At 69.4% G+C, this 26,626-nt stretch carries 26 protein-coding genes and 1 pseudogene; 15 read left to right on the forward strand and 12 right to left on the reverse strand.

Annotated features, from left to right (window positions below; translation table 11 throughout):
- The first annotated feature begins 50 nt into the window (after positions 1–50).
- Positions 51–845 (forward strand): response regulator transcription factor, encoded by a 795-nt coding sequence (locus ACWGO0_RS08625; protein ID WP_453530087.1) that lies wholly within the window; start codon positions 51–53, stop codon positions 843–845.
- Here the strand turns inward: ACWGO0_RS08625 and ACWGO0_RS08630 are convergent.
- Positions 809–1,798 carry a GlxA family transcriptional regulator gene (locus tag ACWGO0_RS08630; protein ID WP_453530090.1) on the reverse strand — a complete coding sequence of 330 codons (990 nt, stop codon included), beginning with the start codon at positions 1,796–1,798 and terminating at the stop codon, positions 809–811. The two genes, ACWGO0_RS08625 and ACWGO0_RS08630, sit on opposite strands and share 37 nt — an antisense overlap.
- 72 nt (positions 1,799–1,870) lie before the next feature.
- Between ACWGO0_RS08630 and ACWGO0_RS08635 the strand changes: the two genes are divergently transcribed.
- Positions 1,871–3,205, forward strand: coding sequence for an MFS transporter (locus ACWGO0_RS08635; protein WP_453530093.1), 1,335 nt, complete (start codon positions 1,871–1,873; stop codon positions 3,203–3,205).
- Positions 3,206–3,233: 28 nt separating this feature from the next.
- Here the strand turns inward: ACWGO0_RS08635 and ACWGO0_RS08640 are convergent, their stop codons facing one another.
- Positions 3,234–3,770 (reverse strand): hypothetical protein, encoded by a 537-nt coding sequence (locus tag ACWGO0_RS08640; RefSeq protein WP_453530096.1) that lies wholly within the window; start codon positions 3,768–3,770, stop codon positions 3,234–3,236.
- Positions 3,771–3,879: 109 nt separating this feature from the next.
- Positions 3,880–5,559 (reverse strand): FAD-dependent monooxygenase, encoded by a 1,680-nt coding sequence (locus ACWGO0_RS08645; RefSeq protein WP_453530099.1) that lies wholly within the window; start codon positions 5,557–5,559, stop codon positions 3,880–3,882.
- A 129-nt stretch (positions 5,560–5,688) separates the two neighbouring features.
- Between ACWGO0_RS08645 and ACWGO0_RS08650 the strand changes: the two genes are divergently transcribed.
- Entirely contained in the window at positions 5,689–6,087 is a 399-nt protein-coding gene (locus tag ACWGO0_RS08650) for an ASCH domain-containing protein (protein ID WP_453530101.1), read from the forward strand.
- Here the strand turns inward: ACWGO0_RS08650 and ACWGO0_RS08655 are convergent.
- Together ACWGO0_RS08655 and ACWGO0_RS08660 are read right to left on the reverse strand one after the other, a co-directional pair.
- A complete protein-coding gene (locus ACWGO0_RS08655; RefSeq protein WP_453530104.1) occupies positions 6,084–7,067 on the reverse strand; it encodes a BtrH N-terminal domain-containing protein in 984 nt (327 codons plus the stop codon). The genes ACWGO0_RS08650 and ACWGO0_RS08655 overlap by 4 nt on opposite strands.
- Positions 7,068–7,168: 101 nt before the next feature.
- Positions 7,169–8,413 (reverse strand): NAD(P)/FAD-dependent oxidoreductase, encoded by a 1,245-nt coding sequence (locus ACWGO0_RS08660; RefSeq protein ID WP_453530107.1) that lies wholly within the window; start codon positions 8,411–8,413, stop codon positions 7,169–7,171.
- A gap of 257 nt (positions 8,414–8,670) precedes the next feature.
- Between ACWGO0_RS08660 and ACWGO0_RS08665 the strand changes: the two genes are divergently transcribed.
- Positions 8,671–9,072 carry a hypothetical protein gene (locus ACWGO0_RS08665; RefSeq protein WP_453530110.1) on the forward strand — a complete coding sequence of 134 codons (402 nt, stop codon included), beginning with the start codon at positions 8,671–8,673 and terminating at the stop codon, positions 9,070–9,072.
- Positions 9,073–9,099: 27 nt separating this feature from the next.
- Complete coding sequence (locus ACWGO0_RS08670) at positions 9,100–9,396, forward strand: hypothetical protein (protein WP_453530113.1); 297 nt, start codon at positions 9,100–9,102, stop codon at positions 9,394–9,396.
- 270 nt (positions 9,397–9,666) lie between these two features.
- On the opposite strand, the gene ACWGO0_RS08675 is transcribed toward ACWGO0_RS08670, so the two are convergent.
- The 3 genes from ACWGO0_RS08675 to ACWGO0_RS08685 all read right to left on the reverse strand — a co-directional run bounded on the left by ACWGO0_RS08675 (position 9,667) and on the right by ACWGO0_RS08685 (position 14,108).
- A complete protein-coding gene (locus tag ACWGO0_RS08675; protein ID WP_453530115.1) occupies positions 9,667–10,389 on the reverse strand; it encodes a hypothetical protein in 723 nt (240 codons plus the stop codon).
- A gap of 12 nt (positions 10,390–10,401) precedes the next feature.
- Entirely contained in the window at positions 10,402–12,813 is a 2,412-nt protein-coding gene (locus ACWGO0_RS08680) for a polysaccharide lyase 8 family protein (RefSeq protein ID WP_453530118.1), read from the reverse strand.
- A gap of 164 nt (positions 12,814–12,977) precedes the next feature.
- A complete protein-coding gene (locus tag ACWGO0_RS08685; protein ID WP_453530121.1) occupies positions 12,978–14,108 on the reverse strand; it encodes a substrate-binding domain-containing protein in 1,131 nt (376 codons plus the stop codon).
- 165 nt (positions 14,109–14,273) lie between these two features.
- On the opposite strand from ACWGO0_RS08685, the gene ACWGO0_RS08690 reads away from it, so the two are divergent.
- The 4 genes from ACWGO0_RS08690 to ACWGO0_RS08705 all read left to right on the forward strand — a co-directional run bounded on the left by ACWGO0_RS08690 (position 14,274) and on the right by ACWGO0_RS08705 (position 16,149).
- Entirely contained in the window at positions 14,274–14,765 is a 492-nt protein-coding gene (locus ACWGO0_RS08690; RefSeq protein ID WP_453530124.1) for an AAA family ATPase, read from the forward strand.
- A gap of 46 nt (positions 14,766–14,811) precedes the next feature.
- Positions 14,812–15,543 carry a DsbA family protein gene (locus tag ACWGO0_RS08695; RefSeq protein WP_453530127.1) on the forward strand — a complete coding sequence of 244 codons (732 nt, stop codon included), beginning with the start codon at positions 14,812–14,814 and terminating at the stop codon, positions 15,541–15,543.
- 66 nt (positions 15,544–15,609) lie between these two features.
- Positions 15,610–15,900, forward strand: a complete 291-nt coding sequence (locus tag ACWGO0_RS08700) for a hypothetical protein (protein WP_453530130.1) — start codon at positions 15,610–15,612, stop codon at positions 15,898–15,900.
- Positions 15,901–15,936: 36 nt separating this feature from the next.
- A complete protein-coding gene (locus ACWGO0_RS08705) occupies positions 15,937–16,149 on the forward strand; it encodes a transposase (RefSeq protein WP_453530133.1) in 213 nt (70 codons plus the stop codon).
- Between the two features lie 126 nt (positions 16,150–16,275).
- On the opposite strand, the gene ACWGO0_RS08710 is transcribed toward ACWGO0_RS08705, so the two are convergent.
- The gene (locus ACWGO0_RS08710; protein WP_453530136.1) at positions 16,276–16,758 is read right to left on the reverse strand and encodes a DUF6924 domain-containing protein; all 483 of its coding nucleotides are present in this window, start codon (positions 16,756–16,758) and stop codon (positions 16,276–16,278) included.
- A gap of 260 nt (positions 16,759–17,018) precedes the next feature.
- Here ACWGO0_RS08710 and ACWGO0_RS08715 point away from each other — a divergent pair, with 260 nt between their 5' ends.
- The 3 genes from ACWGO0_RS08715 (at position 17,019) to ACWGO0_RS08725 (ending at position 19,383) form a co-directional block, all read left to right on the forward strand.
- On the forward strand, positions 17,019–17,651 hold the full coding sequence (locus ACWGO0_RS08715) for a TnsA-like heteromeric transposase endonuclease subunit (protein WP_453530139.1): 633 nt from the start codon (positions 17,019–17,021) through the stop codon (positions 17,649–17,651).
- Between the two features lie 476 nt (positions 17,652–18,127).
- Complete coding sequence (locus ACWGO0_RS08720; protein WP_453530142.1) at positions 18,128–18,511, forward strand: VOC family protein; 384 nt, start codon at positions 18,128–18,130, stop codon at positions 18,509–18,511.
- Positions 18,508–19,383 carry a sigma-70 family RNA polymerase sigma factor gene (locus ACWGO0_RS08725; protein WP_453530145.1) on the forward strand — a complete coding sequence of 292 codons (876 nt, stop codon included), beginning with the start codon at positions 18,508–18,510 and terminating at the stop codon, positions 19,381–19,383. Before ACWGO0_RS08720 ends, ACWGO0_RS08725 begins: the two co-directional genes overlap by 4 nt.
- A gap of 355 nt (positions 19,384–19,738) precedes the next feature.
- Here ACWGO0_RS08725 and ACWGO0_RS08730 read toward each other — a convergent pair whose 3' ends face one another.
- Positions 19,739–21,364, reverse strand: coding sequence for a DHA2 family efflux MFS transporter permease subunit (locus tag ACWGO0_RS08730; RefSeq protein ID WP_453530148.1), 1,626 nt, complete (start codon positions 21,362–21,364; stop codon positions 19,739–19,741).
- Positions 21,365–21,497: 133 nt separating this feature from the next.
- Between ACWGO0_RS08730 and ACWGO0_RS08735 the strand changes: the two genes are divergently transcribed.
- The 3 genes and pseudogenes from ACWGO0_RS08735 (at position 21,498) to ACWGO0_RS08745 (ending at position 24,047) form a co-directional block, all read left to right on the forward strand.
- Positions 21,498–21,986, forward strand: a complete 489-nt coding sequence (locus ACWGO0_RS08735; RefSeq protein WP_453530242.1) for a MarR family winged helix-turn-helix transcriptional regulator — start codon at positions 21,498–21,500, stop codon at positions 21,984–21,986.
- Between the two features lie 495 nt (positions 21,987–22,481).
- Positions 22,482–22,696 (forward strand): annotated as a pseudogene (locus ACWGO0_RS08740) (ArsR/SmtB family transcription factor); the annotation flags it as partial.
- A gap of 436 nt (positions 22,697–23,132) precedes the next feature.
- Positions 23,133–24,047, forward strand: coding sequence for an aminoglycoside phosphotransferase family protein (locus ACWGO0_RS08745; RefSeq protein ID WP_453530245.1), 915 nt, complete (start codon positions 23,133–23,135; stop codon positions 24,045–24,047).
- 719 nt (positions 24,048–24,766) lie between these two features.
- Here the strand turns inward: ACWGO0_RS08745 and ACWGO0_RS08750 are convergent.
- Entirely contained in the window at positions 24,767–25,558 is a 792-nt protein-coding gene (locus ACWGO0_RS08750; protein ID WP_453530151.1) for an ABC transporter permease, read from the reverse strand.
- The gene (locus ACWGO0_RS08755) at positions 25,555–26,541 is read right to left on the reverse strand and encodes an ATP-binding cassette domain-containing protein (RefSeq protein WP_453530154.1); all 987 of its coding nucleotides are present in this window, start codon (positions 26,539–26,541) and stop codon (positions 25,555–25,557) included. The genes ACWGO0_RS08750 and ACWGO0_RS08755 overlap by 4 nt, the downstream gene beginning before the upstream one ends.
- Positions 26,542–26,626: the final 85 nt, after the last annotated feature.

Here is a 26,626-nt window from a genome sequence, read left to right on the forward strand (position 1 = left end):
CCCCAGCCAGGCCGGCCTTTGCGGCCCGCCACCGTGAAGGAGAACCACGGGTGACACCCCAAGCACCACAACCAGTAGACGTCCAGCAGCGCCGCGCAGGTGCCCAGGACGCCGGCACACGGCCGGGTCTGCTCCTGGCCGAGCCCGACACCGAGCTCGCCGCCCAGGTCATGGCCCGCCTCGAACGGGCGGGCGTCCCGGTGACCGTTTGCCACGACGGTGCGGAAGCCCTTCTCCAGGTCGGTGCTCACCATCCGGCGGTCGTCCTGCTGGGCGCCCCGCTCCCGATCGTGGGCGCCGCCCAGGTCACCGAGCTGATCGCACGCCTGCACCCGGTCCCCGTCCTCGTGGGTGCGGGCCCCGACGGGGTGGATGAGGCCACAGCCGCGCTGTCCGCCGGTGCGGTGGCCCTCGTGGCCCGCCCCTACCGCATCGAGGAGATACTGCCCTTCCTGACGGCCGGCAGGCGGCACGCGGGCGACGGCTCGGCCGGCACGCTGGTCGTCGGAGACATCGAACTCGATCCGGCCGGATTCCACGTTCATGTGCGCGGTCGCCCAGTGCAGTTGCCGGTACGAGAGTTCATGCTGCTGCACTATCTGATGCAGCACCACGACCGCGTCATCAGCCGCGGCGAGCTGACGCAGGCGCTGTGGGGCGCCGAGGTGCTGGACAGCAACACGCTGACGGTCCACGTCAGACGGGTGCGGAACCGGCTGCGCAGCGAGTCCGGCAGCTCCTGCACCATCGACGCGGTCCGTGGGCTGGGGTACCGGCTGGAGTGCAGCCCGGTGACGACCGGCTCCGCCTACCCGGCCTCGTCCGCACGGAAGGCGCGCCGGTAGGCGGCGGGCGTGGTGCGCAGGGCCTCGTGGAAGCGCCGGCGCAGGTTGACGGCCGAGGAGAGGCCGACCCTGCGCGCGATGGTCTCCACGGGCAGGTCGGTCTCTTCCAGCAGCGCCCGGGTTGCGGCGATCCGGCGGTCCAGCAGCCAGCGTCCGGGACTGATGCCCAACTGCTCGGTGAAACGCCGGGTCAGCGTGCGGGCCGAGACCTGCGAGCGGACCGCCATCTCGGCGACGCTGACCGGCTGGTCCAGCCGCCCGGACACCCACTCCAGCAGCGGCGCCAGCGTGTCGGCGACCGGTCCTGAGGTGGGCAGTTCGGCGTACTGCAGCTGGCAGCCCTCGCGGTGCGGCGGCATCACCATCTGCCGGGCGATCCGCATCGCGTACGCGGCGCCGTGGTCGGCGCTCACCAGATGCAGGCAGAGATCCACGCCGGCCGCCGATCCGGCGCTGGTGGCGACGTCGTCGTGGTCCACGTACAGCACGGCGGGGTCGATATGGACCTGCGGGAAGCGGGCGGCCAGTTCGTCGGCCCGGGCCCAGTGGGTGGCGGCCCGCCGGCCGTCCAGCAGTCCGGCCGCGGCGAGCACGAAGGCGCCCGAGCAGATGCCGACGATCCGCGCGCCGCGCCGGTGCGCGCGCCGGACCGCCGCGACCACAGCCGGCGGCACCTCGGTGCCGTCCGGCTGCTGCCAGCCGGGGACCAGCACGGTGTCCGCGCGCTCCAACGCGTCCAGGCCCGTCGTGACCAGCAGCTCGTAGCCGACCTGCGTGCGCACCGGGCCGGGGTGCTCGGTGCAGACCTCCAACGCGTAGCGAGCGGGGATCGCCGGGCCGTGGTCGCCGAACACCTCGGTCGCGCAGGCCAGCAGGAACGTCGACTGCGGGGGCTGCAACAGGGCCACGACCCGGTGCGGCGCCGGAGACTTCGGCAGCGAACGAAGCGTCATGGCGCGAAAGTACCTCATCATGTCGTTCAGGACACTGGGGTAATCAATTGGTCCAGTCCAATATTCTGTCCTGTGACCACCACGCAGACGCAGACCCAGACCGCCGAGGCCGATCCGCCGAAGGGCCGGCCGCCCGCCAGGCCCCCGTTGTGGGACCGGGGCTTCACGCTCTACTTCACCGCCCGTGCCGTCTCGCTGCTCGGCGACGCGATGATGCCGGTGGCCACCGCGCTCGCGGTCGGCCCCCTGTACGGGGTCTCCGGGGTCGGCGCCGTCCTCGGCATCTGGACCGGGACGTTCGTCCTCCTGGTCCTGTTCGGCGGAGTGTTCGCCGACCGGTTCGGCGCGCGCCGGATGATGGTCGGCGCGGACCTCGTCAGGGTGCTCACCCAGGGGGTGCTGGCAGCCGCGTTCTTCGCCGGGCCACCGCCCTTCTGGCTGCTGGTGACAATGGCGGCACTGGCCGGTGCGGCCGTTGCGATGTTCCTGCCGGGGAGCAACGGGATGGTCCCGCTGGTCGCCCGCGAGCCGCAGCGGGCCAACGCCACACTCAAGGTGGCCGACGCGCTCGCCCACCTGGTCGGCCCGGCCCTGGCGGGGCTGCTCATCGTGCTGACCGGCGCCGGGACCGTGTACGCGATCGACGCCGGCACCTTCCTGCTCAGTGCCCTGTGCCTGGCACTCATCCGGCTCGCCCCGGCCGGTCCGCCCAAGGAGACCCCGGCCGGCGCCGACTCCTCCGCCCGGACCGGCAGTTCACTCCGCCGTGACCTGCGCCAGGGCTGGCAGGAGTTCCGCGCACGCACCTGGATGTGGGCGGTGATCCTGATCTGGATGGTCTACGGCGTGCTGCTCTTCGGCCCGCTGGTCCCGCTCAGCTCGGAGCTGATCGGCGACCGGCTCGGCCCGAACGCCTTCGGCCTCGCCGTCTCCTTCCTCGGAGCCGGAACGGTGCTCGGCGGCCTGCTGGCCCTGCGACTTCGCCCGTCCCGGCCGCTGGCCGCCGGGACGGTGGCGATGACGCTGTACACCGTGCTGCCGCTCTGCGTGGCGCTGGACGCGGGCCTGCCGGTACTCCTGACGGGCCACGTCCTCGGCGGCGGCGCCTTGGCGTTCTGGTCGGTGATGTGGGCGACCAGCGTGCAGACCCACACCCCGCCCGCGGTGCTCAACCGGGTCTCCGCGTACGAGCTGGCCGGCTCGGTGTCCGGGATCGCGCTCGGCCAGATACTGGCCGGCCCTGCCCTCGCGCTGGCCTCCCCGGAGCGGCTGCTGCTGGTGTCGGCGGGCGCCTGCCTGGCAGGCTGCGTGGCACTGTTCGCGACCCCGGCGATCCGCAACCTGCGCCGCGCCGCTCCCACGGACGGCGGCAAGCCGGGGGCGCGGGGCGGACCGGAAGGGGACTGAGCGGCCCCGCGACCGAGGATGCGGTACGTCAGCGTTCGTCCGCGCTCGACAGGGCGTCGGTGATCAGGCGGGTGGCGAAGTCGCGGTCGTCGGTGATGCGGTTGATGTGCTCCGCGAGCAGGAAGGCGGTGGCTTCGAGGGGATTCATCTCCTCGTCGGTCCAGTCTCCGTACTGTTTGCGCCACAGGCTGGGGCTCAGATGGGTGCCCGCGGCGATGACCAGACCGGCCATGGTGGGGATGGCCTCGGGGCGGATGCTCTTGGGCATCATGCGCAGCGAGGCCACGAGAGTGGGCACCACGTACTCGATGACGTCCTTGTCGTGTTCTTCGTGGGCCTTCCGCAGCCAGGTCATGAACATGAAGATGAGCGTGCACGCGCCGTCCAGTAAGTCATTGGCTCCCTCGGGACCCAGCGACGCGGTGAACTGGTCGATCAGCACCTGTTGTTCGGGGTCGGTTTCGGTTTTGCCGTCGTAGATACCTTTGAGCCTGGAATCGATCATCAGGAGCGCTGCGCCCACATCGCCGGCGGGAGCGTACTTGGGGTCGCAAGGTGATGACACAGAGTTCCTCCTCAGGTAACTGCGATGAGCAGCACGACACGTCCGTACAGTAGACGGCCGGTGAGGCGGACTCCGGTGACTTACTGTCAGTCGAATGCGCGTTCCCTGTTCACCCGGGTGCGGACAAGGCCGCGAGATAGCCGGACAGGGCCGCCGCAGTACCGGCGAGTGGGAAGCGGGCGCCGAGCTGCCCGTCCGGGCGGACGATGAAGCCGGTCGCGCCGTCGGGGCGGTAGAGCCGGGCGAACTCTCCAGAGGCGTCACGGTATTGAGGGACGGCCGGGGCGTCGGGAGTCGGCGCCGCTTCGCGGGCGATGACGGCGACGGTCTGCACGCCGGTTTCGTGGTCCGGGCCGCCGTCGGACATCCGTCGCCCCCCGGCGGCGCCGGCCGCTTCGCCTGCTACAGCCAGGTCGGCGGCCCCGGCCGCGTACAGAATCAGCACATGCCTCGTGCGGCCACGCAGGATGTCGAGCAGGCGCAGCGGGTACGTGGCGACGGGGACGGTCAGACCGCCGCAATCCGGGGCCCGGTCGCCGGGCTGGGGTGCGTCGGCCGGCCCGTACGGGCTGCCTGCGAGGGGTCCGCTCCGGTAGTCGACGAGCAGTTGGGCCTCGCGGAGCATCAGGGTCCGCGGGTTGTCGGGATCGGTCTCGATGCCGTGGGTGGCGTGCCGGACGGTCCGGCCGACGACCTCCTCGCCGACCGGGCGGCGTTCGGCGTCGTAACTGGCGAGCAGGGCGGGCCCGGCCTCCCCGCGGATGACGAGGGCGACCTTCCAGGCCAGGTTGCAGGCGTCCTGGATGCCGGTGTTCATGCCTTGGGCCCCGGTGGGCGGGTGGATGTGGGCGGCGTCGCCCGCGACGAAGACGCGGCCGTCGGCGTAGCGGTCGACGATCCGGTGGCTGATGCGGAAGACGGAGGACCAGCGCATTCGCGAGAGGGCTGCCTGCCGGGGTGCCAGGCGGTCGACGACGGCCTGGATGTGTGACAGCTCCGGGGCACGGCCGCCCTCCAGGCCGTGCGCGACCTCGCCTGCCCTCCCGGGCGCCTGGTCCGTTGCCCCGGTGGAGAGTTCGGGCGGGACCAGCATCGACATGCGGTAGCGGCCGGCGCCGGGCAGCGGGATGCAGACCAGCAGGTCGTCGGTGGAGCCGTCGTCGCTGCGGTGGCTGGAGCGTACGCCGTATCCGTGCGGCAGGTCCCAGTCGGCCTCGACGTCGGCCAGCATGTACTCCTCGGGGAAGGCTCCGCCCTCGAAGGCGAGTCCCAGCCCCTTGCGGACGTTGCTGTGCGCGCCGTCGCAGCCGATCAGGTAGCGGGCACGGACCTCCTCGGCGGCGCCGGATGCGGTGCCCAGCCGGGCGGTGACCCCGTCCGCGTCCTGGGTGAACGACAGCAGCTCGGTGCCGCGTTCGATGGGCGTGCCCAGGGCCGCCACGTACTCCTCCAGAAGGCGCTCGGTCTCGTACTGGGGCAGCGCGGCGAACCCGTAGGGCACTTCTGGCGGTAGCGCGAGGTTGATCCGGGCCTGCTCCCGGCCGTTGACATAGATCAGTTGGCCGCGCATCGGAACGGCGGCTTCCAGGACGGTGCGGGCCAGGCCCATCCGGTCCCAGATCTCCAGGGTGCGAGGTTGGATGCCCACCGCCTTGGCGTACGGGAGACGGGCCGGCAGCCGGTCGACGAGACGGCAGCGCACCGAGTGGCGGCGGAGTTCGGCGGCTGCGCTCAGTCCGACCGGGCCGGCACCCACGATCAGTACGTCGGTTGTCCGGGTGTGCCCCACGGGTGCCTCCCAGTACCTGGTCCCGAACCGGTCCCGTACTCCCATGGTCGCCCGGCGGAGCGCGGTCGGCGAGCCGGGCGCATCGATGGTCTGGGTAGGCTCGGCGGCATGTGGCCTCGGGTGAACGGAATGCGAACGCTTGAACTGGGCAGCCCCGGCCGCCTTCGAGACGAGCTCAACGCCCTCGTGCTGGAGGGAGCCAAAACCGCCACCGCCACCCTGCTGGCCGAGTACGCGGAGGAGGGTGAGGAGCGTGAGTTTCCCGGAGAACGCCTCGCTCTCCTGGACAACGACGGCGCTGTCCTCGCGGAACTCCAGGTCACCGACGTGATGACGGTGCCCTTCGGCGAGGTGCCCTGGGGTTTCGCCGAGGCCGAAGGCGAGGGCTACACCGACCTCTCCCATTGGCGCCGAGCCCATTTCGACTTCTGGCGGGACGTCGAGGGCCGCAGTGTCGACGAGACCACGCCTGTGGTGTGCATGCACTTCACCCGCACGATCTCGCCACCCGCCGGACCAGCCCTCTAGAGCTTGGTGAGTGCCCGCATCGCGTCGCGCTCGATGCGCGAGAGCTCGTGGAGGACGGCGCCGGCCTGGATGAGGTTCTTCGCGTCGCCGGATTCACCTGCCGCCGCGAGGAGTGCGGCCACCTGTGTCCAGAGGATGGCCGCCTCGGCGTACAGGCTGTGGCCGGTACGCAGATGGCTGCTGTCGATCAGCTGGGAACACTCGGCGAGGAAGTCCCGGTAGAGATTGCGGAACAGGGCGCCGCCGGTACCGGCCCTCTCCATGAGGCCGGCGGTTCGTGTCAGGTCCTCGCTCGGATTGTCGCTGCGCTGCAGCCACTTCGGCACTTGCTCCGCGGACTTCTCGATGCCCCGGTGGCCCAGGTTCGCGATGGGCGGGTTCAGGAAGGCGTCGGCGCAGGTCTTGATCGCGGGGATGATCCGGTCCTGCGGTGACGTCGGGCCGCTGGGCACTGTGACGGTGAAGGAGCGGTGCTTGGCGGTCATCGGGCCGCGCTCGGCCCTGGCCCTGGCCAGGGCGGCTAGGCCGGTCGTGACGGCTCCGCCCTGCGGGGCGGTGTCCACCAGGTAGGCGTCGTGTTCGTCGTACCCGTACATGGCCACGACGTGTCCGCCGAAGTGCACCTTGGTGCTGAAGTAGTCCAGGTGGTAGCTGTCGAGCTGAAGCCCGACCGGCCGGCCGGCGTCGATGGGTGCCGCCACGTTCTGCCACGCCTTGCGTGGAGAGGTGGTCTCCTCGACCAGCAGTTCAAGCCCGAGTGCGGCGGCCAGGTTCCTGGTGAGCTCGAACGGCTTGACCCGGCCTCCCAGGAAAGGGAAACCCATGGCTTTGCTGTCCCAGTAGATGAAGGACAGCCCGGAGCCGAGCCCGAACAGCATGGGTTCGGACAGGTCGAGTCCCTCATGCCGCAGCAGCACGCCCAGCGCCGTCGTCTCGCAGTGCTGCATACCGCGGACATCGATGTCTTTCACCATGGCCATGCCGCTCATTCTCCCCCCGCACCGGGCGAACGGCGGTGATCGGCGGTGAGCGCACTGGATCCCCCCGCCCTTCATTGATGACGACCACCCCTCCAAGGGGATCAGGCTGCGTCGGGTGACTGATGGCGGCTCATCCGTTCCTGCATGTGCCCGAAGAACTCCTCGGGCGGTGTCATCCCCGCCGTGACTCTCACGAACTCATCGCGTGCCGAGGGGCTCTGCGACACGGCGAGGAGCAGTTGCCGCATCTCAGGAGGCGGCGGCTCCATGGCCGCGAACTCGGCCGTGAACTCGTACATGCTCGTGACCTGGGCGTCCCTGGCTTCCTGGGCGGCCCGCATCGCCTCGTCGAAGGACCGACGGCCGGTGAGCACGTCGTCGAGCGCGCCGGCGCACCGCTCCGCGTCCCGGAACGCGTCCTGGATGCCCTGCGCGGTGATGGGGTCCTTCAGGTATCCGGCGTCGCCGACCAGAGCCCAGCCGGGACCGTATGGCTTGCGGAAGTAGTTGGGAACGGCCATGCCGACGAACCGCTCGGCCCGGGTCGCCTTCGCGACCCGTTCGGCGAAGGCGGGCGCCCGGGCCAGCGTGGCGTGGTAGTTGTCTTCGACGTCCCCGCGGCGGGCCTCGAAGTCCCGCATGGACCAGCCGCATATGACCATCGTCAGGTCGTCGTTGGTGGGCCACGCGGCGAAAGCGCAGTCTTCTCGGTCGTACGCCTCGAAGATTCCGCTCATGGGCAGCCCGGCCCAGTACGTGTAGTAGTAGGCGTTGATCTTCGGCTTCTCCGCGTATCCGACGGCGCCCGTCGCCCTCGCGACGGACGAATGGAGCCCGTCCGCGCCCACGACGAAACGCGCGTGCTCGGTTGCGGAACTGCCGTCCTTGCCATGCCCCTTGATCCCGGTCACCGTCGTCCCGTCGAACAGGACTTCCCCGACCGTGAACCCCTCGCGCACCTGGGCGCCGGATTCCGCGGCGGCGTCCACGAGGATCTTGTCCAGGACCGTGCGGCGCGGCGCGTAGGAGGCCTCGAAGCCCTCTCCGGCCGGGGACCCGGCGATGGCGAACGGTCCCAGGTCGAACGCATACGTGTCGATGGGCGGACACCCGGTCGCCACGACCCGCTCCAGTAGTCCCCACCGGTCCAGTGCGGCCAGTCCCGGGGGATGGATCAGATGGGTGGAGATCGTGTCGCTCGGAAATGTCGCCCGGTCGACCAGGAGAACCCGGTGACCGAGGCGGGCCAGCAGCATCGCGGTGGGCGCGCCCGCGCAGCGCGCGCCCACGACGATCACGTCGTAGTGGTGGTTCTGGCCGTCGGCTGAGCCGGCCCTGCCGCTCATTGATCTCACCTGCCGGTCGGACGCATCGCCCGAGGACGGCCGGCCGAGCGATTTGAAGGCCCAGCCTTCGCCGCTGACGGTGCTTGTCCCTTCCTACGCTAGAACACCTTCGCGCTCCGGTCTCGGCAGGACGGTCCCCTCGACGTGCCCGTCCCCGGGGCCGTCCTGCGAGCCCGGCGGCGCAGCGACCCGCTCCGCCGCGCGTGTCACTCGTGGGCAGTACGCTCGTCGCGGAATCGCCGATGTGATGAGGCCCCATGCTGGATACCGCGACCAACCAATTCGTCAGTACGGCCACCGCGCTGTCGCCGGAAGCGCTCGCCTCGGCGTTCGACCGGCTGGTCGACCTCCGCACCGAAGGCGGCAAGGAGGCGAGCCGTGCAGCGGTGCCGTCCGCCGCCGAGAACTCCGAGCTCGACCACCGGATCCGCACCGCCCTCCTCCCTCGCGCCGCCGAACTCGACGCGCACTTGGCCGGGCTGCACTCCGACGCACGGGCCGCGATCTCCACGGCGGCCCGAGCGATCCTGAAGCGGGGGAATCTGACTGCGGGGCAGTTCGACGTGCTCGTAGAGCCGTTTGTCGGCCGCGGCGTGGAGCTCCCGCAGCACTCCACCCGCGAGCCGGGAACGCAGGCGGTAGGCATCGACGCGCTCTGAACGGCTACCGGGCGATGGCATGCATATGTGAAACTCGCCATCATGATTTCTCCCTCCGAAGCCCGGAAACTGCTCGTGGCGTATTTCGCCGAGCATCCGCCGGCGATTTCGGGCGAGTTGTACATCGCGCCCGAGTGGTACGAGGACGCCGTGGACTACCTGCCTGTCTGGGGCGCGCGGGAGTTCCACATCGAAGGCCGGGAGGCGTTCGGCCGGTGGGACAACCTCGCCATCTTCATCGACAAGCGCACCGGCGAGGTTCGCTCGGACTGGTACACGCCGAACTTCCGCAAGATCAGGGCGATGACGCCCATCGCGGTCTGAAGACTGTAGGTATCGGCGGTGTTGTGCCAGCCGTTGGATCCACGAGGTGGGGCGTGCGCCGGTGCCCTCGTGCACGACCCCCGCCGACCCCAGCGGGCCTACGGGGAACCGGGGTGTCGCCCCTCGGGGGAGGGGGCGCGAGCATGCTCGCTTCGGTCGACGAACCGGAGTCCGCCGACCGTCCGTCGACCGGAGCGAGCATGCCCTCTGCTGGATGGCTGGGAGCCCGGCCACGTCGCCCACGGTCCCACCTGGGTGTCGCGCTGCGTGTCAGACGACGTCTGCGCGGGCCGTGCCCATCCCTAGGGCGTCGACCCAGTGGATGGACTCGATGTCCGTGATCGTCACGCCGTACGACCCCCACCGGGGCACGTTGCCCCTGAGATCCCAGGTGCGTATGCCCGCCATCCCGGCGACCGACTGGCCGTTCACGTACAGCTGGAGCGAACCGGACGTGTCCGACCGGACGTCGATGCCGAGTTCGATCTTGTTCCAGGTGCCCGGGGCCCACGGCACGCTGCCGGCCAGGATCCACTGCTCGCCCGGAGCCACGTACCAGATCTTGAGCCGGCTGTCCTCGACCTTCATGATCACCGGGTAGTTCTGGTTCTGCTCGGCGTCGGTGCCCCACGACTTCCACTGGAAGACGGTCTGGGTGTTGCCGGTCTTGGTCATCGACCACCAGCCGAACCAGTACGAGCGGCCTGCGGTGAAGGTGTGGCCGTTGATGCCCATGCCTTCGCAGCGGCTGGAGCCGGGAGACTTGTGGAACCCGAAGATGTCGCCGTGTCCGTCGTTCCAGTCGGTGACGTGGACGTACGACGGCGCGTCGCACAGGACGTGCTGGAAGACGCCCGTTCCGTGCGAGGCGTCGCCGTCCCATTCGGCGGCGGCGGTCGCGGGCGAGGCGGTGAGGAGCGTCATGGCCGTGGCGGTCGCGATGACCGGTACGGACAGCCGACGGGCGGCGGTCCGCCAGGTGTTTCCCTGCATGGTGCCCCCCTCTCAGGTAAGCCGGACCCGGACCCGCTGCGGGGCTCCGGAGGCTTGGGTGAGGTCGCCGAAGGTGAGCTTCAGTGTGGCACCCGTGCTCACGGCCGTGACGGTGGCGGGCTTGGAGATCACGGACGAGACCCGCTTCTCCCAGGTGATCTGCAAGGAGGTCGCCTGGCGGGCCGGGTCGGAGACCACGACGGTCGCCGTCCCGTCGCGGTGTTCGCGGACGAGGACGGACGCGGGCGCGTCGGCGGAGAGGTGTCCCGCGGTGCCCGCGGTCCAGAAGTTGACCGCGGTCAGGCCGAGTCGGGGCACGCGGATGCCCTGCTGGGAGCCGGTGTTGGCGAGGATGTGCAGCCAGCCCTTGTCGGCGGCCCGCAGTGCGGTTGTCCTGGCGCTCGCGCCGGGCAGCAGGACGTACGCGTAGCCGCCGTCCGTCGGGTCGGTGCCGTGGTCGGTGAAGAGGGTGAGGTAGCGGCGGGTCAGCGGGGTGGTGGGCCCGCCGGTGTTGATGTCCCGCCAGGCACCGGTCCGTTCCTCGCGTACGGTGCTGAGCCCCAGCCCCTGGGGGAAGACGTAGCCGGCGTGGCCCGCTATGTGCGCCCAGCCCGCGTCCTCGAAGGTCTGCCGCAGGCCCTGCCCACCCGGCTGCACCCGGCCGTCGACGGTGAGCGCCGGCGCGCCCGACGTACCGAGGGCACGGTTGTCCACGGTGGTCTCAACGGCGTAGCCGTCGGCGGAGGCGATGCCGGCGCCCAGGCAGACGACGGAGTCGTCCAGCCAGAACCAGGACTTCCTGGCGTTCATCGTGGAGGACAGGCCGACAAGGTGCTGTCCGGTGGCGCCGAACTCGCCGTCCGTGGTGCCGCCCACCCAGGCCGCGTTCGGCATGGGCTGGCCCCAGTTGCCGCCCTCGCCGTCGGCGAGCGGCTTGCGGGAGGCGGTGATGCCGGGCAGGCGGTACGGATCGACGGTCGGCCAGTACGCGTCCGAGTGCTGCTCCAGGCCGAAGTCGTCGCCCCACCAGGAGAGCCAGCCGGCGCCGGTGTGGTAGCCGCGGGCGTGTTCGCCGTTGCCGTACTCGTAGTGGGCGATCCGCTTCGATGCCATGGAGACCGAGGCGCACCAGCCGCGGCGGCGATGGGTGGCCCGGTCCATGTGGTGGAACAGTCGGTGCTGGACCGGTTCGGGCGCCGGCTTGACCGAGGTGTCGTCCAGCAGGGACTGCAGCAGAGCGGCACGGACCAGGCTCAGCTGCGGGTTCTTCAGCGGCGGCGAGAAGTAGTTGCGCTGCATCCACCCCTTGACCATGGCGCGCCAGCGGGCGTTCTCCGTCTCGCTCGCACCCTGGCCGATGAGCACGATGGTGGCCAGCAGTGAGTGTGCCCGGCTGTGTTCGGAGGTTCCGGCCCGGCTGATGCCTCGCGAGGAGACGTTGTCCATGATCAGGCCGTTGTGGACGAACGGCGCGATGGCGTTGTCGACGGTGTCCAGGAAGAGCTGCGCGTCCGGGGAGTTCACCGGCCACGGGGACTCGCGCAGCAGCGCCATGAGGCGTCCGACGCCGTCGTGGAGGACGGAGCCGTATCCGCCGATGTACGGGATGTTGCGGTGCTGGATGAAGGACCCGTCGGCGTAGAAGCCGTCGCCGCTGGTCACGTAGGGGAAGACGGGGTTGAGTGCGGCGACGGCGCGCGCGAGGCGGTCGGCGTTCTCGCCGACGACGGAGCGCAGGATCACGCTGCGGCACAGGTCGACGCGGTTGGCGCCGGTGGACGTACCGGTGTACGAGTCGAAGACGGAGTCGGGGACGAAGTGGTCGACGGCACGGCAGTAGGCGGCGATCTGGTCGGCCGTCAGGTGGTCGTGGACCAGCACGCAGGTGTCCATCAGCGCCTGCGGGGCCCCGATCTGCCAGTTCCACCAGTTGCCGTAGCGGGAGGTGGTCTCGTTGTAGACCCGGGTGTGCAGGTGGTCCAGACCGGTGAGGACGGCCTGCAGGACGGCGGGGTCGTCGGTCAGCCCGGTGCCGGGCTGGGCCCAGGCCTGCGCGAGAACGCCGATCCGGTTGTAGCTCTCGTTCATCTTCGCGGAGAAGGCGTACGACTCGGCGTCCGTGTCCGGCTCGGGGTCCCGCCACACGGCGTCCGGCCACAGCGAGCCGTCGGCGGGGGCCATGGTGGACAGATGGGCCCGAGCGTTCCTGCCGAGGTCGGCGAGCAGGGTCTTGAACGGCTCGGCGGTAGGGCTGAAGCCGCTGCCGAGGACGAGGTCGCGCCAGGTGCCGCGCAAGGCGGCGAACTCCTGCGTGCCCACGGCCACGGCGGCGACCGGAGCGGCTGCGGCCCCGACGACGCCGAGAGCCAGTGCGGTGCCTCCGGTCACCTGGAGAAAGGTGCGGCGGCGCAAGGAAGGGGACATGGCGGACCAGCCTTTGCGGGGGAGTCGGTGGGGAGTTGCTTGAACGGCAGCTTCCGCAAGCGCTTTCTGTACGTCAAGGGACGAGGGCGACTCGGTCAGTAATCGGTCAGCCATGGGGCACGGAAGCGCCCGGGCGGGCCGGGCCGTGTCCGACGGGCAGGTGCCTACCGCCGACGCCCTTCACCGGCCTCCTGGCCATCAGCTGCCCGTCCGGCTCCGCAGGAGTCCCGGATCACCAGCCTCGGCAGCCATTCGACGGCGGAGTGCGGGGCATCGGGTTCCTCCAGCCGGCGTACGAGCAACCGGACCGCCGCCTCGCCGACGGCGAAGGTCGCCGGGCTGACGGACGTCAACGCCACGTCCGCGAGCGCGGCCATCTCGTCGTTGTGGCACACGAGCGCGAAGTCCTCCGGTACGCGCACGCCGTGTGCCAGCAGCCGGTGCAGCAGGTTCACCGCGTCGATGTCGGTGTGCACGAGCCCGGCGCGGACCTCCCCGGCGCCGATGAGTTCGAGCAGACGATCCCCTCCGACGTCGTCGAGGTGCCCCCTCGGTTCGTCTGCCCCGGGCGAGAGGTCGTCGTCGGGAAGCCCGAGAGCACGGACCGCCGACAGATAGCCGGCGCGCACAGCGGGTCGCGTGTGGGTGCGCCGGGCCAGCAGCGCGACGCGCCGGTGTCCGAGCCGCGCCAGGTGCCGTACCGCGAGGGCCGCTCCGCCCGCGTGGTCCGACACCACACGGTCCAGGTGGGAGCCGGGCACGCCGAGGGGTATCCGTCGCTCGACGAGCACGGTGGGGACCGCGGGCTCCGCGAAAGGCGCCGCCTCCGCCTCGTCGGGACCGTCAACGGTCCAGCTCGGAGCGAGGAGCAGACCGTCGACACCGGCACCGAGCAGCGTGGTGACGTGCTGGAGGTCGCGCTCCGCCGCGTAGTCGGTGATGCCCACGAGCAGGCGGGCCCCCGCGTCGGCCGCGGCCTGGCGGGCGCCCTGGATGACCGCCCGGAAGTAGTAGTCGGACACGGGCACGACCATGCCCAGCACCAGTCCGCTCGGCGCCTGAGGCGCGGCCCGGCGGGCGAGCCGGGCATCGCGGGCGTTGAGCGGCGCGGTCGGCCAGGTGATGCTGCCGTGCAGCCGTCGCAGGCGCCCCACCGCGGCCAGCGCGGCCACGTCGCGCCGGGCGGTCTCCACGGAGACGCCCAGATCCGCCGCGAGCTCACTGACGCGCACGCTCTCGCGCTCACGGACGAGCCGCAGGATCCGGCCATGCCGCTGTTCCACGCTCTCTCGCATCGACGGCGGCTCCTCGCTCCGGTCGGTTGATCGCGGGCGCAGCCTAGCGCCGGCTCCTCGAAGCCATTGGCAGGCTGCCCCGGAATCCGGTCCGTTGCAGGACGCCGGGACCGCTACCGTCAGGCGGGTGAGTGATCTTCAGCCAGTCGTATGGCTACTTACGGCATGCCCGACTCGGGCAAGACCACCTGCGCGAAGGCGTTGGCACGAGGCGGTCTCGTCCGTCTCTCGGTGGATGACCAAATGACAGCCCTGCACGGACGGATCGGCAAGGAACACGCCGAGTACGAACACCTCGCGGTTCAGGCTCCCGTGATCGAGGCCGTTCGGCGCCAACTCGTCTCGCCCCTGCGGGAAGGCCGTTCGGCAGTGCTGGATCACGGCCTGGGCACCCGCGCGGCCAGGGACGACTACAAGCAGTTGGTCGCGGACAATGGCGCCAGGTGGCGGCTGTCCACTTCCAGGCTGATCGCGACGAGTTGTTGCGGAGACAGGCGGCGACGAGCAGGACCTTCTGCTCGCAGGACACCGCAAGCCCGCGAGGCTGTACGTCACCGACCCGCGTCCTTGCGCGGCCGTCGTCGGCCGGCTGAAGGAGCCTCTTGCTGCTCCCAGGCCCTGGAAAGCGCGTCGGTGAAATCGCTGTGCGATTCGTGACCTGCAGCGCCTAGAGTCTGCGCGGTCAAGGGGAGGGAATCCGCAGATGAGGAACGTAAGAGGGCTGGCCGTCACAACCGCGGCCGGAATCGCTGTGCTCATGATGGCGAGCTGCGGGCCGAAGGAGCAGTCCACGGAAGACAAGGGCGCTGACACATCTCGGTCGGCGCCCTACGCGGGGGTCGAGGAGCTCCCGGAGAAACTGGCCGCCGACGGCACGACGGTCGTGGTGGGCGACCCGGCCGCGGCAACCACGGTCCGGCTGTACGAGGACCCACGCTGCCCGGTCGTCGAGGAGTTCGAGGCGACAGGCGCCCCGGCGCTGCGCGAGATGACGCTGCGCCGCGAGGCCAGGACTGAGTACACTCTGGCGTCCTTCAGGGACGACCGCGTGGGCGGCGACGGATCGAAGAGGGCGGTCAACGCACTTCGCGCGGCGCTGGAGGTGGGCAAGTTCACCGAGTACCACGCGGTGCTGTTCGAGAACATGGCCGAGAACGAACGCGCAGGCGGCTACACCACGGCCTCTCTGCTGGAACTGGCCGGCCAGGTCGAGGGGCTGCGGAGCGAAACCTTCGACTCCGCCGTGGCAACGATGGCGTACAAAGACTTCGTCACCGCCTCTGAAAAGACGTACGAGGCAGCCGGTGGTGACGACCCACGCGGCCCTGGCACCCCCACGGTCGCCATCAACGGCACACAGATCACGGGTGACCTGTACGGCTGGCTCTTCGAGGCGGAGTCGTTCGCCCAGCTCCTGAACTCAACCCGCAACTAGGCGGTTTCGTCTGTGCCACGGAGGGGGCGAGTGATGCCGGGTGTTCACGGGTGGCACCCCGGAGCGATGCGACCTGGATCCGACGTCACCGAGAACGGCCTGCGGCATCTGCTCAATGCGTGGGATCCGATCGGTGTCGCTGACGATGTACAGGACGAGTACGACTGCATGCTTGCCCCTTTGCTTCAGCAGCTCCGGGGTGGCGCCGGTCAGGCGCAGATCGGTGAGTTCCTGCGGCACGAGCTGGAGGATCACTTCGGTCTTACCCCTCTGCCATCAGAGCCGGAAGCGATGGCTGCCCGAGTGATCTACTGGTGGGCAGCTGCGGGCAAGGGCGATGGCACCGGCTGCGTGTAGTCGCCCCTTCCGGATCGTCTGATCGTTTGTGCGGGTGTGAGGTCGACTGACGCGCAGCGGGCGCGGATCGAGCCGTTGCCTCCGGACCGGGAGCCGAGGCAGGGGGGTAGGTGGCTGGACCACCGAGAGGTGATCGACGCCATCGCTTGGAGGTTTCTGGCAGGGGCACAGTGGGTGGTGCAGTTGCCTACTTCTCCAGCAGGTGCACCTCTGGAAGCTGCCCTATTTCCGTCAGGTCCGGGACTTTGACGTCGAGCTTCCGAGAACCACACCCCTCACCGATCGCCGACTGCGTCAAAGAACTGGAACGGGACCTGGCTGCGGCCCGCCCGGCCTGCGTCAGATGATCCGGGACGAGAACCGACAGCAGCTGCTTCAGAAAGGCCGGTAGATGCGGTCGGGATCAGCGAAGGCCGCCTCGGCGAATTCCGCGAAGTCCATGTTGGCGATCGACAAATTTGCGTGCACGTCGTGGACGCCGGCCGGGACGGTCCGGAACTCTCGGGGCAGCCGGGAGTCGATGAGCTCCTGGTAGTACATCGGGTCGAGGTCCTCCTCCTCGGCAATGTCGAGGGCGAGTAGCGCGTGATCTGCAGAGTGCATCGTGACCCGGTCGGCGAGGAACACAACGCTCAGATTTTCGTCCTGCCTCGCCTCCTTGAGGACCTCATCGGGCGTGAGATCGGCCCAGGCAGGATCGTCGACGAGGTGAACAGAGGGCTCAAACTTACTGTCGCCTCCCCACGGCTGAGCCAGGTCCGCGACCACTGCCTGCCATGCAACCTCGTCCCTATAGTCAGTGCGGATGATCAGGGCATCAAACTCGTCACGCCCTGGAATCTCAAGCAGCGCCTTCATGCATCCCCTCCAACAGTGCCCGACATGGGGGCGACTGTCTCATGAGCCACCGACAGCACATAGGGAAGGTTCCTGAACTGCGCAAATGCCGCCAGGTCTGAGCGCTTACACGCACCCGTTCACCGTAGAAGGCTGGGCCTGCAGACGCGCGTCTTGCTGTAGGGGCCGTACGGACTTGTCCGATGCGGCTGTGAGCATCCGATTTCCGGGTGGCAGCCTCTTCCAGGATGAGCCTGGGGCTGCCGTGGCCGTCTCGAGGCATGCAGGCAGCTGCCCCGTGGCGGTCCTTCCGCTGGTATCAGGGGCAGAAGCACTACTCAGGTACTTACTGGTCTTCCACGATGCGCGGCCACGTGGTCTACGAATCACGCCTCGAACTCGCCCGGCTCTTGTACGCCGATTTTGATCACCTCGTGCTGCACATCGCTGCCCAGCCTTTCCTCCTGAAGGCAGTGGTCGGCGGCGAGATGCGCAGGCACGTACCGGACTTCCTCCTGGTGACTACCCGCGGTCCGGTGATTGTCGACGTGAAGCCGCACAGCCACGTGAGATCCCTGCTGTCGCGTGCGGCGGCGAGTGGCTGGACACGGGAACTTGCTGAGGCCCGCGGCTGGCGCTACGCGCTCTGGAGCCAGCCACCGCCGGCCGAACTGTCGAACCTCCGGTTCTTGGCGGGCTACCGACGTAGCCAGCTGTTCAACCCGGACTTGATCGACATCATCCGGGGAGCGGACCTTGAGGGCGTAACGCTTGGACAAACGGCGCGACCTATCCCTCAGTTTCCCGAGCCGCAGGTCAGGGCGGGCATGTTCCACTTCTTGTGGACCCACCGGCTGGTTACAGATCTCGCTGCTCCCCTCGGCCCGTCCCACACGCTGAAGAGGCTGACGTGAATGAGGCAGGGGCCCGGGGCGGACGTTGGTGATCGAGCGGACGCGCGCTCGGGTGATCGCGCGCTACGGTCCAGAGATCGTGGCGCAGCCGAGCCGTGCGCCACCTTTGCACCGCCGAGGAGATCGCCCAGGCCGTCCCGTGGCTGTGCAGCCCCGGCGCGAGCTGCGTGTCACTGGCGTCGCCCAGCCAGTCGACGGCGGCTGCACCGCCCAGTAACCCTTCGCCCCACCCGACGAGAAGGACCGTCATGGAATTCGTCCGGCGCGGCAGTAGGGCCTCCAATAGGGCCTCCCTGCCACCGTTTTGATCAGCTGAACCATGCGTGGGCCCTGGACTCGTGCTGCCGATCCACACCGCATGCGCCTGGTCACCGCTACGGCGGACCGGTCCTGTTACCTTCTCCCGTCGGCACTCGTCATAGGTGCGACGACCGAATTCGAACGGTCATCGCACCAACGAGTGAATCGAGAACGGCTTGCTGACCAACATCATGTACGTGACGCTCTACGTCACCGATCAGGACCGCGCGCTGGAGTTCTACACCGAGGGGCTCGGCCTGGAGAAGCGGCTCGACTTCCCTGGGCCCGACGGGCGTTTCCTCACCGTCGGTGTTCCCGACAGCCCGGTGCAGATCATCCTGTGGTCGCATGCGGCGGCCGCGGGACAGGCCGGCAGTGCGGGCGCGCCCGGTCCGCTGATCCTCGAATCTGAGGACTTGCGAAAGGATTTCGAGATCATGCGCAGGCGCGGCGTCATCTTCGAAGAGTCCGAACCCGTGGACTATCCGTTCGGCGTCCGCATCGAGGCGGTGGACCCGGACGGCAACCGGATCTCGCTCCGTCAGCCGCGAAAGTCGTGAGCGCCCACCCGTCCGGCCTCGTGACCGAGGCGTTCGAAGCCCAGCGCGATCGGCTGCGCGCCGTTGCGTACCGAGTGCTGGGTTCGCACGTCGACGCCGAGGACGTGGTCCAGGAAGCCTGGATGCGCCTCGCCCGCCAAGACGCGGCGGCCATCGACAACCTGGCCGGTTGGTTGACCACTGTGGTCGGCCGAATCAGCTTCGACCTCCTGAGATCCCGTCGAGCCCACCCCGAAACCGCTTACGGGCAGGAGTCTGCGGACCTCGTGGTGACGCCCGCAGACGGCCCCGCGCCCGACGAGCAGGTACTGCTGGCCGATTCGGTCGGCCTCGCCCTGCTCGTCGTGCTCGACGCGCTCACCCCGAGCGAACGCCTGGCGTTCGTCCTGCATGACATGTTCGCGGTCCCGTTCCAAGAAGTCGGCCAGATTCTGGGCAAGTCCGCCGACGCCTCCAAGATGGTCGCCAGCCGCGCCCGCCGCAAGGTCCAAGCCAGGGACCGGCCGGCGGGCCCCGGCCGCGAGCACCGGGAGGTCGTCCAGGCCTTCCAAGCCGCGGCCGTCAGCGGCGACTTCGAGGCGCTCCTGCGTGTGCTCGACCCGAACGTGAAGCTGACCGTCGACACCCCCGACGGGGTGGTCGTCACCCTCGGCGCCACCAAGGTCGCCGCCGGTGCCCGCATGTTCTCCGGTGAGGTCGCCAGCCACCGACCCGTGCTGCTCAACGGCATCCCCGGCCACATGTCCTGGCGCCCAGACGGAACCCCTCTCTCCATCGTCGCCTTCACAGTCGCCGAAGGCCGGATCACCGGCATCCGCATCGTCGTCGACCCGGCCAAACTCGCCTCGGTCCATCTGCCCGCCCCGACCTGAGCCGGTGCCGTCAGGTCTGCCCGTGCATGTGCAAACTACGCCGGCTGCAAGTGAAGCGGCCGGCCCCGGAGGGGGCCGGCCGCCGGAAGTTGGGACGGTGGGGCGGAGGGAGAGAGCTGGCCCTCACTGTCGACGGGCAGAGGTGGCGCAGCACCGGATCGGGTGAGGCCAATGAACGGGCGAAGGTCGCGACGAGGCCGTGCGGGTTACTCGATGTCGATGTCCCGGACCCAGCCGCGTCGATGTCGTGCCGTGCCGAGCTTCGCGGTTCAGCGGACGCATTCTTTCGAGTGGCAAGGATCGGATCTGTCCGCCTCTGCCGCGGGAGGCCGGCATCGTGCCGTCGCCCGGACCGTCAGCTGGGCACGGCTTCCGGGACCGCCGACGTGTCGGTTTCCATCGCACCGCCCGCAGGAGAGGCGGGAATGAGGAAGGACGCGATGAGCCCGAGGAGGACGAACCCGGCGGCGACGTAACCGCCGAGAACCACGCCGTCCGTCATCGCGGCGCGGGCCGCGTCCGCGACGGAGGCCGTCTGCGGGTTCGCGGCCAGGGGGCCGATCGCCGCTCCCGCGCTGTCGGTGACGGCCCCGGTGAGCTGGCCCGCCTCGCCCGCGGGCAGGCCGCCGCCCGTGAGCCGGTCGTTCAGACGGGTGCTGAGCGTGGTGAAGAACACCGTGGTCAGGGCGGCGATGCCGAGCGCAGAGCCGAGCTGGCGGAAGGCGCTCTGGATCCCGGACGCCTGCCCGGAGCTGGCTTCGGGGATGTCGTTGAGGACGACGTTGGTGACCTGGGCGGTCGCGAAGCCGACGCCGATTCCGTACAGGAAGAGCACCAGGGAGACGGACCACCAGGAGCTGTCCGGGGCGGCGATCAGCCCGATCCCGGCGAGCCCGACGACCTCCAGCGCGAGACCGACGCGCAGCTGGCCGAGCGGGGCGACCTTGGCGGCCATGCCGAAGCTCGCGCCGCTGGCGACGAAGGAGCCGATGGCGACGGGCACGAGGGCCAGACCGGCCTGCAAGGCGCTGTAGCCGAGAGTGAACTGCAGCCACAGCGGCAGGATCGCGACGACGCCGAACTCGCCGATACCGATGATCAGCGTGGCGATGTTGCCGCTCCGGAACGACGCGATGGAGAACAGGCTCACGTCCATCAGGACCCGGTCCGCGTCACCCGTGTGGCTCAGGGCGATCTGCCGCCGCACGAAAGCGAACAGGGCGGCGGCCGACAGGACCAGGGCCACCAGGACGGGCGAGGGGCCACCGGACCAGGTGAGCCCGAGGACCTCCAGCGGGTGCACGGTGGCGATCCAGCCGTACGTACGTCCCTCGACAAGGCCGAACGCGAGCAGCCCGAGACCGGCCACCGAGAGCAGCGCGCCCGGTACGTCGATACGGCCCCGGGTCCGGGGCGACGGGGCCGTGTACAGAAGCACACCGGCCCCGACGAGCACGGACAGCGGCACGTTGATACCGAAGGCCCAGCGCCAGGAGACGTGCTCGGCGAGCCAGCCACCCAGCAGCGGGCCGAGTGCGGCGGCCGCGCCGATGGTCGAGCCCCACACGGCGAACGCCTGACCGCGCGCCTTACCGGTGAAGGTCGCCTTCAGCAGGGACAGCGAGGTCGGCAGCAGCATCGCCGCTCCGGCGCCCTGGAGGAACCGCGCCAGGATCAGCAGCCCGCTGTTGGGCGCGAGCCCGGCCAGCACGCTGGTCGCACCGAAGACGACGACACCACCGAGGAAGATCCGGCGGGCGCCGAAGATGTCGGCCAGCCGGCCGGTGAGCAGGAGCAGCGCCGCGAAGACGATCGCGTACGACTCCTGGATCCACTGCGCCTGGGCCGATGTGGCGTCCAGGTCCTCGATGACCGAGGGAACGATCACGTTCACGATCGTGGTGTCCACCACGATCAGTGCCACCCCCAACGCGATCGCGATCAGGCCGAGCCACCGGCGGGTGGCGGACGGTTCACGCACAAGAAGTCCTTCCGTCGTGGAATAGTTCCATGAAGAAAGTAAACTGAGGGCGATAGGTTGTCAAAGGCCGCGGGCGCGGCCTGGCCCGTGGAAAACACGGGAGCCGGATCTTGGAGGAAGGGTGGCGTTGTCCGTGGAGGAATCGGCGCACAGCGGTGTGGCGGAACAACGGGAACGGCTGATCGAGGGGCTCCGGGCCTACGGCGGCCACTTCACCGAGCTGAGCCGCCTCTTCGCCGACTGGCTGGGCCTGCACTCCACGGACGCGATCGCGCTGCTTGAGGTCGCCGCGGCGGAGGAGCGGGGCACCCCGCTGTCCCCGGCCCGCCTCAGCGAGCGGATCCCGCTCTCCCCGAGCGCGACGACCGCCCTGCTCAATCGCCTCGAACAGGCCGGGCACATCATCCGCAGCCGGGAACACGTCGACCGCCGGGTCATCACCCTGCGCAGCAGCGCGTACGTCCAGGAGCGCGCCGACGAGTTCTTCCGGCCTCTGGGCGTCCGCCTGGATGCCGTGATGGCCGGGCATCCGCCGGAAGTGCTGGCCGGCTTCGAGGCCCTGCTCGCCGACCTGAGCACGAGCATGGACGTGTACATCACCGAGCGGACTGAGAAGACCTGATGCTCGTTCGGACCGTCCTCCCCAACGGCGCGTTCGGATCGGGCGTCAGCACGCGCACCGAATCCTGACCAGGCCCAGCAGATCCTGACCGGCCGGAGGCGTCCGTAACCAAGTACGGGAAGGCAGGGGTTGGCTCTGTCGCCTCCGGCTTGGGAGGCCAGCACCGTGCGGTCCGAGGCTTCATCCGGTCTGGGAGTATGCCGAGTCCCGGCCGCGACCACGATCGGGTTTGTGCGGCGGTCGGTGAATGAGGGATGGCGGGGCGCCGGCCAACGAAGTGGTGGGCTTTGGTGTTGGTGGCGAGTTCGTCCTGGTCGGTCGAGGATGCGGACATAAGGGTCGGCATGGTCGTCGACACGGACCCAGCAGTAGCGCTTGGAGGCGTCCCCGCAGGAGACCGGCTTGCATGCCCTCAGCGGCGGCGAACCACTGTCCGCTCAGGGAGGTGGTGGTCGGACCGCCGTACAGAAAACCGGGTCGTACGACGGTGTGGGCGAAGCCTCCCCCTCCTCCCACCAGTTACGCCTGCTGAGCAACCTCGGCCTGGTCACCGGCGAACGCCACGGACGCTCGGCCATCTACGCCCTCTACGACAACCACGTCGCCGACTCCTCGACCAGGCCCACCTCTACTGCTACGTCGAACACCTGAGCCTGAGCGTCCGCGACGTCCCGGCCGAGGCCCCCGAACCCGCAGTCGTCGCCGACTGATCGCGCTGTCCGTGCCGACGATCGGCCACTGCCCGGGCTGCTTCGAGGTGCACCGTGGGTGATCCGCGGTGACGTAGTGCAGTGGCAGCACCGTCGCAGCCCGAACAGCCGCCTGCGGGGCAGTGCCTCGGCGTGCTGAGGGGCCTCGAACGAATCCGCCGTTCAGCGTCCTGCCAGTTGCAGGACCGCGCCGACATCCGAGGAAACGCTGCGGCCGCGAGCCTAAAGGGCTGTGCCATAGGTAGTGAGACCGAGGAGGAAACCGCTGGCCAGCGCGATGGCCTATGCCACGAACCGCGAGACCTGCATGAGTTGTGGGATCTCAGGTTGCGCGGCCGAATCGCACGGCCGGTGGCTGATCGGCCACGAAACTGAAACGGTGACCGCCTTGGGAAAATCGCTGGCGGCAGAGGAGCCCGGGCAGAAGGCTCTCACCGTGACACTTCATGAGAACGAGATCCGTGTGGATGAGGCGGTCGTGCGGTCACTGTTGCGGGAGCAGCGACCGGAATGGGCCGCTCTCCCCATCTCGCCGGCAGGTGCGGGCACGGACAACACGATGTACCGGCTCGGCGACCAACTGCTCATGCGGCTACCGCGCACCCCGGACAACGCGAAGGCCCTACGGAAAGAGCAGACATGGCTGCCACGGTTGGCGCCACACCTTCACTGTCGCATTCCGGAGGCTGTGCACGCCGGTACGCCGAGTTCCGCATTCCCGCTCGCCTGGTCGGTGTACCGCTGGATCGATGGCGATGAAGCAGGCCCGGGATCGGTTACGGACTGGGCCGCCTTCGGAGGCGACCTGGCGACGATCGTGCAGAGCCTGCATGCCATTCCCCTTATGGGAGCCACCCGCCAGGGCGGGCTCAGCTGGTACCGCGGAGGTGGCCTGCACGCTTGCGACCGGTGGATCAGCGGGTGCTTCGACACCTGCCGAGCGATCCAGGACCTTGACCTCGACCTCGACTTCGCGCATCTACAACACCTGTGGCAGAGCGCGCTCTCCCTGCCCGAGCCACCCGGCAGCCACGTGTGGCTCCACGGAGACCTCAAACCCACCAACCTCCTGGTCCAGCAGGGGAAGCTGCACGCCGTCATCGACTTCGGATGCCTCTCAGTCGGCTTTCCCGACGCCGAGCACTCGCCGCTGTGGGATCTTCCCCCCGAGGCCCGGCAGGCGTACTGGGACGCCATGAGTCTCGACGACGTGACGTGGCTGCGCGCCCGGGCGTGGGCCATCGCTGTCGGAGTCAGCGGGGTGTCGTACTACTGGGGCACCTATCCCGTCTTCGTCAGCGAATGCCTGTCGCGTCTCCGCGCGATCCTGGAGGCTGCCGGCGAGCAGTGAACCAGTCCCGCGTGGGGCCTCTCCACGAGCTCAGGCTCTGCAGAAGCCAATCGCTTCGAGAACGGCATCCGGTTCCCTTCCCAAACCACCTGACAATCGAGCAGGTTGGAGACCTGCGAGCTGCCAACTCGGAAGAGGCAGGGCAGCGCTCGCTGTCAGTGCCTGCCGGCAGGGCTCGATCACGGCGTCATCGACTGGGACGGCGCGCCGCCAACGGTAATCGGCGATTCGACCTGGTCATCCTGCGCTTCGGCATCCACTCCAGGGAAGCCGACCCAGGGTGACACGACATCTCGACGCTGCCGTATTCGATTCGCTCGCCGAAGACATCCTGCGGCCCGCATCGGCGCACACGAGCCTTCGCATGGTCGATCAGGCCATCAGACACTTCGCCCAGACCGACGTGGAGCGCGGCCTGCCTGCCATCGGCCCCGGGGGAGGGGCAGGAGCGATTCAGTTGTCACTCCCAGCGTTCGCCGCCCCGGTGGTGAGGTCATTGAGGACTGCGGGTGGCCGGCTGCCCAGGTTGAATATCTGGCTTGGGCCGCGGGGCAGTTGCTCGCGCCGTTCCGAACGGCGCGGCCTGCTGCGCGAGCTCCGGCTGACAATGGCCGCAGCCCCGTCCTGGCAGGCCGAGGGCGGCGTACGCGGACGCGGTGTCCGGTACGCCGCCCTGGGGCGGGACGCGTTGCGGGAGGCAGCCCGCGCTGTCATGGCGGCTACTTCGGGTCGCGGTTGAACTGCGCCATTGACCAGTGGTAGCCGAGTGCGATCAGGCCGACGCACCAGGCGATGGTGATCCAGCCGTTGTTGCCGATCTCGGTGTCGAGCAGGAGGCCGCGCAGGGTTTCGATGGCGGGGGTGAAGGGCTGGTATTCGGCGATCGGCTGGAACCAGCCGGGCATCGTGTGGGCGGGGATGAAGGCGCTGGAGATGAGCGGCAGGAGGATCAGCGGCTGGGCACTGTTGGCGGCTGCCTCGGCGTTCGGGCTGGCCATGCCCATCCCGACGGCGATCCAGGTGAGCGCGACGGCGAACCCTGCGAGCAGCCCGAATGCCGCAAGCCACTCCAGGGCCGTGGCGTCCGTGGACCGGAAGCCGATGGCCACGGCGACGGCACCGACGAGCACCACGCTGGCGAGGCACTGGAGCACACTGCCGACGACGTGCCCGATCATCATGGAGCCGCGGTATATCTTCATCGTACGGAAGCGGGCGATGAGGCCCTCGTTCATGTCCGTGGAGACGTGCACCGCGGCCCCGATCACGGTGGAGCCGATGGTCATCATCAGGATGCCCGGGACGATATAGGCGATGTAGTCGGAGCGGTTGGCGCCCCCGCCGCCGATGCCCGCGCTCATCACGTCGCCGAAGATATAGACGAAGAGCAGCAGCATCATGATCGGTGCGAGCAGCAGGTTCAGGGTTCCGGACGGGTAGCGCCACGCGTGCAGCAGATTGCGGCGCAGCATCGTGCTCGAGTCGCGGACGGCGAGGGAGAGGGTGCTCATCGGACGTTCTCCTTGGGCTGGCTGGGGACGTTTGCTGGGCCGGTCAGGGCGAAGAACACGTCGTCGAGGTCGGGGGTGTGCACGGTGAGTTCGTCCGCCTCGATGCCGGCCGAGTCGAGCCGGTCGAGGATGGAGCGCAGCTCGCGCTGGCTGCCGTCGCTGGGGATTCGCAGGGCCAGCGACTCGTCGTCGCGGGTGACCTCGCGCAGCGTGGTGGCGGCCGACCGGTAGGCGGCCGGGTCGGTGAAGCGGAGGCGGATGTGTCCGCCGGGGATGAGCCGCTTGAGTTCTTCTGCGGTGCCTTCGGCGGCGATCTTCCCGTCGTTGAGCACCGCGATGCGGTCGGCGAGCTGGTCGGCCTCTTCCAGGTACTGGGTGGTGAGGAAGACGGTCACTCCGCTGGAGACCAGCCCGCGGATGATGCCCCACATGCTGTGGCGACTGCGGGGGTCGAGGCCGGTGGTGGGTTCGTCGAGGAAGATGATCCGGGGCTTGCCGACCAGCGTCATCGCGATGTCGAGCCGGCGCTTCATGCCGCCGGAGTAGGTGGAGGCGGGCTTCTTCGCCGCCTCGGTCAAATCGAAGCGTTCGAGGAGTTCGGCTGCGACCCGCCGGCCTTCGGGCTTGGGCAGGTGGTGCAGGTCGGCCATCAGGAGCATGTTCTCCTCGCCGGTGATCAGGCCGTCCACGGCGGAGAACTGACCGGTGACACCGATCGCGGCACGGACGGCCTGCGGGTCGGTGGCCAGGTCGTGGCCGCCGACGTGCAGATCACCGGCGTCGGCGGTAATGAGGGTGGAGAGGATGTTCACGGCGGTGGTCTTGCCGGCGCCGTTCGGGCCGAGCAGGGCGAACACGGTTCCGGCCGGGATGTGCAGGTCGATGCCGTCGAGCACGGTCTTGTCGCCGTACGACTTGCGCAGACCGACGGCGGAGACGGCGGCCAGCGACGGGTGCCCGTCGTGCTGCCTGGATGTGGGCATGACAGGTGAAGGCATGGGCGCTCTCCCGTTGTGGGGACTGAAGTGGCGTGGGGGAGTAGGTAAGTTGAGGACGGTTCGTCTCAGG

Source organism: Streptomyces sp. NPDC055749 (assembly GCF_053617235.1).